The following is a 5,529-nucleotide window of genomic DNA, read 5'->3' as shown; positions in this document are numbered from 1 at the left end:
GACAAGTACGCCTTGACCTTCCTCGGCGGTGTCCTGCTCGCAAGCACCATCATGCTCTGCCGCACCGTTTCCCGGAATTAAGAGACACGCTCTAGGCCGGCAACGGCTTCTTCCTGGGGCGTGAGTTCGTCGAACTCCCGGTGCCCGCGCACGACGTTCTTCCCGCCCGCGGCGAGTTCTCGGTCGCATCGCGCGACGTAGGTGTCCGCGCCGAGCGCGAGGTAGGAGTCGCGTGCGGTCGTGATCACGGCGTCCGCCTCGGCTCGTCGCCCGGCGCGGCGCAGGGTCTGGCCGAAGACGAAGTGCACGCGCGCCCGGTCGTAGCGGAGCGGCAGCGGCTCGAGCAGGGTGATCGCGCGCTCGAACGATGCCCGCGCGGCGCCGAGGTCGCCCCGCATGCCGTGCCACCGTCCACGGGCGTAGGCAAGCCGCGCGCGGGCCGATGCGTGTCCTCGCGCATCAGCGATCTCCTCGTGGTGGGTCAGAAATGCATCGGCCTCGTCCGACCGTCCAATGAGGACCAGGGCATTGGCGTACACGTCGGCCCACGGCCAGTATCCGGGCTGGCTGACCCAGTCCCTGGCCCAAGCTTGCGAGAGCGGCTCGAGCGCGCGCACCACGGCGGCGTAGTCCGCACGTGCCTCGCTGAGCGCAGCCCGTGCCATGGCCGCCGGAACGCGCATGATCTCGTAGTCCCGAGCGCCGGCATCTCCGGCGCGCAGGGAGCGTTCGGCCTCTCCCAGTCGCCCCGCAGGGCGTGCACCTGGGTGCGGGTCCAGGCCAGCAACGGCACGAGCAGGTTCATCCCGGAGCGCTCGGCGAGCTCGACGCCGGCAGTAGCGGTCCACAGCGCGTCGGCCCACTCCCCTGTCATGAACTGGACTCGGGCGAGCCATCCGTGCGCCCACAGGGAAATGCGCAGCGAGCCGCCGAGGAAGTCGGTCGGCAGCACGCTTTCGAGCTCTTCCCGCGCACGCTCAGGAGCGTCGGCTGCCAGGTGCAACCACCCGGCAGACATCGTGACCCGCTGCCCGACTGGTCCCTCCGGAACCCGCTCCATCAGCGCGGGGTAGCCGCGGAGCGCGACATCGGTGCCGTCGATCGGTGCGACGCCGTCCGCGAATAGCGGCGGCCTCGACGGCCGTCGGCTCATCTGGCTCCACCAATTCGATGGCCCGGTCCGCCCACTCGACGAGGCTCCGGGGTCGGCAGCGCGCCAGGTGGTGGAGCACGTAGCGCTGAGCGATGAGAGAAGCCGTGCTCGGGTCCCGGCGAGCGTTGACCAGTTCCCAAGCGCGGCAGAGAAGGTTCTCCGCCTCGGCGGGCCGGCCCCGGACCACCGCGAGGTAGCCGAGGACGGCGTTGCGCAGCGGGGTTTCGCGCAACGACTCGAGCTGGGCGAGGTAGCGGGAGGCGCGGGGCACTTCGCCCGCTCCCACGAGCGCGTCGACCGCCCGGAGCAGCCGGGCACCGCGCCTGCGAAGCGAGCATGAGCAGGTCGGCTGCGGTCGCCCCAAGCGCCCTGGTGGGCGCGCTCGGCAGCGAGTTCCTCGAGGCGATCGCCGATCTCCGCGTCCGGCCGGGGCGAGGCGAACCACCGGTGTCGCAGCGTCAGCGCGGGATCGGCGACGACGTCCGCCGCCACCGAGTGCAGCTCGGATCGGCGGAGTGGACCGAGTTCGTCGAGCACGGCGCGCCGCGCTACCGGATCGGGCAGGCGCGCCCACGCACCGTGCTCGTCGAGCAGCGTCAGCAGCCCAGCCTGGGAGGCCCGGTCGACCGCCGGCGCCACGGACGTCACGCCGGCGACGCGACCTGCGTCGACGACCTCGACGGCCCTGGCCTGGCGATCGGCGGCCTCCAGGACCGCGACGGCCGCTACGACCTGGCGTGCTTGCGTCGGCAGGGTTTCGAGCCGGGCGCGGATCGCGCGTGCCGCCGTCGCGGGCGCCGGGAGCGAGAAGTGCGGAGAGGACCAGTCGGCGGCCGGTACTTCGTCCAGGATCTCGACGACGTCGCGGACCCGGCCGCCTGCGTGGCGGACCAGCCGTTCCACCTGATGCGCTGCAAGACGACGCCACGTTGCTCGGCGAGTGCGGCGACATCGTCTGCGGTCAGCCCGTCGAGCCGGACCACGCGCCGGGCGGCGGCGAGGACCGCGTCGTGGAGCAGGTCGGAGGCGAGGAACGTGATGGCCGCGGCCTGCTCGTCGAGCGTGCCGTAGTGGTGCATCGGCGACGAGGCGATCGTCTGGTCGATGTGCGCCTGGAACCACGTCCGAAACCGCCACCGCTGCTGCCTCGGGCGCCAGCGCCACCGAGCGCTTCCACTCCGACAAGTCGCCGTTCGCAGCCGTCGAGAACACGCCGCCCGCGCGGCTGGACCAGCTCGCGCGCCGCGTGCTGCAGGCCGTCCACGACACCATCCGCGAGGAGAAGGTCAGCTACGACGAGTACAACGCGCTCAAGGCGTGGCTGATCCAGGTCGGCGAAGACGGCGAGTGGCCGCTCTTCCTCGACGTGTGGGTCGAGCACGTCGTCGAGGAGGTCGCGACCGACCACCGCGAGGGCAGCAAGGGCACCATCGAAGGTCCCTACTACGTGCCGAACGCCCCCGAGCGCGGCGCGAAGGGCACCATCCCGATGCGCGACGGCGAGGCCGGGACGCCCATGGTGTGGAGCGGCCAGGTCACCTCCACCGGCGGCGCCCCCTCGGTGGCGCCACGATCGAGCCGATGCCCTACCGTCCGCAATAGACATTTACGGAAACCGAGGAATCGTCAGGATAATCCGTTACGACTCAGTTCAGCGCCATCACGGGACGGGCTTCAGCGCGGCTCGGGGCTGACAGTGCCACTGACGTTGAGCTGTTGGACGCAACGGGACGGTGGTGGGCCGGACGGCGGGGTTCCTGGACGGGCGCATCGCACCGTTGCCACGATCTTCGCCTTGCTCGGAATCTTGATCGGCGTCACCCAGTGGTAGTCCTGGTTGCGGAACGTCTCCAGCGCGATCGTGGTGATGGTTCGGTCGTTGAAGTCGATGGTGAGCACACCTTCGTCGCCCTGGTAGTTCGCCAGGACCAGGTCGGTGACGTAGAAGATCTGACCGTCCGGGACAGTGTAGGGGCTGCTCCCGGTACCGCCGGGTTTCGTCCGCACCTCGATGGTGGCCGAAGCCTGCTCGTCGGTCTGCGCCGGATTTCCGGGCGGCGGGGGTGGCGGGGGTGGCTCACCGTTCCCCGGCTCTTCGGGTTTCGGCTGGTCCGCAGGTGGCGGCGGTGGCGCCAGCTTGCCCTCCTTGGCCAACTGCTCCGCCCGCTGCTGCGCGGCCTCCTGCGCAGCGGACTTCAGCGTGGGAAGCGCCAGGCCGTACCAGAGCAGCAACAACGCCAGCAGCAGGGCCAGCAGACCGAGCAACCACCGCGGCAGCAGGGGCAGCTGGACCAGTTCCCCATCCAGCTCCTCCAGCCCCGGCGGCTCCCCCAATGGCGTCTCCGCCCCGGTGGATGCCTTGACCTGGAACGGTTTGCTGGCGGGTTTGCCGAACCAGATGAGACCGCCCGCCCGAGCCCGCAAGCGGATCTCCGCACGTTCACCGGGCTCCAGCTCGACGTGCGCCGAATCGAACGAGAAGTGCAGTTCCTCCGCGGGATCGGTCGCCGCCAGCGGAACCGCGACGAGCGTGTTGCCCTGGTTGTGCAGCGACACCTGGAACCGGCCGCTGCGCCACGCCCGGCGGCGCTGCGGGGTGAGCGAGGCCCGGAACCGGTGGAAGGGCGTGATGACGACGGTCATCTCCGGCACGGCCACCAGATCGGGCTGTTCCACCGGAACGACCCGGACGGCGAGCGGAACCTCCCCGGCCCACACCTGGGACGACAAGGGCGGGCGCAGGACCACGGTGACGATGCCCTGCGCCCCCGGGTAAACGGGCAGCCTGGCGGGTTCCACCGTCACCCAGGCAGAACACTCGCCCACCACCTCGAACTCGTACGCCTCGACGATATCGGTGTCGTTGCGCACGGTGAGAGTCGCGGTCGCCTCACCGCCCGGGCTTACCTCCACTCGCTCGCTGTCGAGCTCGGCATATGTCGTCACACAGCGAAAACCTAGGCGTCCCGCACCTTCGGAGGCAGAGCACCGAGGGCAGCGCAGGGGCAGCGCGACTGCCCGCAGCGACATCGCCGACCTGCCCTCGTGTCAGTTTCCATTACCAGAATTCCTTGCGCGACAAGCCAACTCCGCTCAGATGTGACGCAAAACCGCCCTAACCGGACGAGTGCGGGAATCTTCATGCCCGAACGGCCGTCCCCCATCACCCCGAGATCGCGTAACACTGGAAAGGCGAGGTTCTAGGGAGGAGAGCCGATGACGAGAGTTCCGGTCGCTGTCTACGCAGCCGACCCGATCCTGAAGACCGGCGTCACCCACCAGCTGCGCCCACGCCCCGAGGTGGAGGTGCTCAGACCCGACGAGGAGGATCGCGCCGAGGTTTCGCTGGTCGTGGTCGACCGGTTGGACGAAACATCCGGGCAGTTGCTCCGCAGACTGCAGCGCACTTCGTCCGTCCGCACCGGGCTCATCGTCGGCGAGTTCGAGCAGGACTCGCTGCAAACCACCATCGAGTACGGGGTGGCCGCCGTGCTGCGCCGCCGCGACGCGGATCAGGACCGGATCGTCGGGCTGATCACAGCGCTGATCCGCGGCGAGGGGATGCTGCCCGGCGACATGCTCGGCCGGTTGCTCGATCACGTGGGCAGCTTGCAGCGCAACGCTTCCGCGGCCGCCGGCGCCACCCTGTCGACGCTGACGGCGCGGGAGGGCGAAGTGCTGCGCCTGATCTCCGATGGCTTCGACACCAGGGAAATCGCCACCAAGATGTCCTACTCCGAACGTACCGTGAAGAACATCCTCCAGGAGGTCACCACGCGCCTGCAGTTGCGCAACCGGGCGCACGCCGTCGGCTACGCCATGCGGCAAGGCCTGATCTGAGAGGCTGTCTGACGAACTCATTCTGCGTAGCGGTGCCGGTAGCGGAACCTCAGCGCCCGCCTGGACTGCGGGTGCCCAAGCCAATACACGGCGGCTGGGCCGTCCTCGCCAGGCGAACGCTGAGAACCCGCGGCGGTGCAAGCGCCGAGGGTGGGCTATGCGCCTAACGGCGCATCAGAACAAAAGACCAAGAACAAGGATCAAAGACGGGCACTGACCCAGGGCGCGTGCAAAGTTGATCTGTCTGGTTTAGGTCGTTTCGGGCAGTAGGTTCAGGAGTCGTTCGGGTTTGCGGTTGCCGGCGCGGAGTGCGGGGCGGATGTCGGTGGCTCCGTGCTGGCGGTGCAGGGTGATCGCGGTGTTGCGGAGGATGGCGAAGTTCTGGGGTGCGTTGCCGGTGCGGGCCCGGTGGCGGTCTTCGTCGAAGGCGACGTCACGGACCAGGTGCAGGCGGTTCTCGATCGCCCAATGGCCCTGGATGAGTTCCGCCAGGTCAGCTGGGGTGGCGGCGGTGGGTGGCAGGTCGGTCAGGTAGC

The 5,529-nt window shown here is 69.4% G+C and carries 5 protein-coding genes and 2 pseudogenes; 4 read left to right on the top strand and 3 right to left on the bottom strand.

Going from position 1 to position 5,529, the window contains the following annotated elements; genetic code table 11:
• Positions 1–77 precede the first annotated feature (77 nt).
• Entirely contained in the window at positions 78–665 is a 588-nt protein-coding gene (locus ACWCO2_RS36615) for a hypothetical protein (protein ID WP_450132394.1), read from the bottom strand.
• Between the two features lie 555 nt (positions 666–1,220).
• Between ACWCO2_RS36615 and ACWCO2_RS36610 the strand changes: the two genes are divergently transcribed.
• The 3 genes and pseudogenes from ACWCO2_RS36610 to ACWCO2_RS36600 all read left to right on the top strand — a co-directional run.
• Positions 1,221–1,493, top strand: a complete 273-nt coding sequence (locus ACWCO2_RS36610; RefSeq protein ID WP_450132393.1) for a hypothetical protein — start codon at positions 1,221–1,223, stop codon at positions 1,491–1,493.
• Positions 1,490–2,224, top strand: coding sequence for a hypothetical protein (locus ACWCO2_RS36605; protein ID WP_450132392.1), 735 nt, complete (start codon positions 1,490–1,492; stop codon positions 2,222–2,224). The genes ACWCO2_RS36610 and ACWCO2_RS36605 overlap by 4 nt, the downstream gene beginning before the upstream one ends.
• Positions 2,225–2,279: 55 nt before the next feature.
• Positions 2,280–2,708, top strand: a pseudogene (locus ACWCO2_RS36600) (dioxygenase); the annotation flags it as partial.
• Between the two features lie 119 nt (positions 2,709–2,827).
• Here ACWCO2_RS36600 and ACWCO2_RS36595 read toward each other — a convergent pair.
• Positions 2,828–4,099, bottom strand: a complete 1,272-nt coding sequence (locus ACWCO2_RS36595; RefSeq protein ID WP_450132391.1) for a COG1470 family protein — start codon at positions 4,097–4,099, stop codon at positions 2,828–2,830.
• 270 nt (positions 4,100–4,369) lie between these two features.
• Here ACWCO2_RS36595 and ACWCO2_RS36590 point away from each other — a divergent pair, with 270 nt between their 5' ends.
• Complete coding sequence (locus tag ACWCO2_RS36590; RefSeq protein WP_450132390.1) at positions 4,370–4,993, top strand: response regulator transcription factor; 624 nt, start codon at positions 4,370–4,372, stop codon at positions 4,991–4,993.
• Between the two features lie 336 nt (positions 4,994–5,329).
• Here ACWCO2_RS36590 and ACWCO2_RS36585 read toward each other — a convergent pair.
• Positions 5,330–5,529 (bottom strand): annotated as a pseudogene (locus ACWCO2_RS36585) (transposase); the annotation flags it as partial.

Source organism: Saccharopolyspora sp. NPDC002376, from assembly GCF_053593195.1.
The sequence above is the reverse complement of the archived record's forward strand: the minus strand, read 5'-3'. Positions and strand labels throughout refer to the sequence as shown.

Excerpts from the sequence above, each read along its gene's own strand:
- ACWCO2_RS36590 (WP_450132390.1), top strand. The coding sequence starts at position 4,370 with ATGACGAGAGTTCCGGTCGCTGTCTACGCAGCCGACCCGATCCTGAAG.
- ACWCO2_RS36615 (WP_450132394.1), bottom strand. The coding sequence starts at position 665 with ATGGCACGGGCTGCGCTCAGCGAGGCACGTGCGGACTACGCCGCCGTG.
- ACWCO2_RS36605 (WP_450132392.1), top strand. The coding sequence starts at position 1,490 with ATGAGCAGGTCGGCTGCGGTCGCCCCAAGCGCCCTGGTGGGCGCGCTC.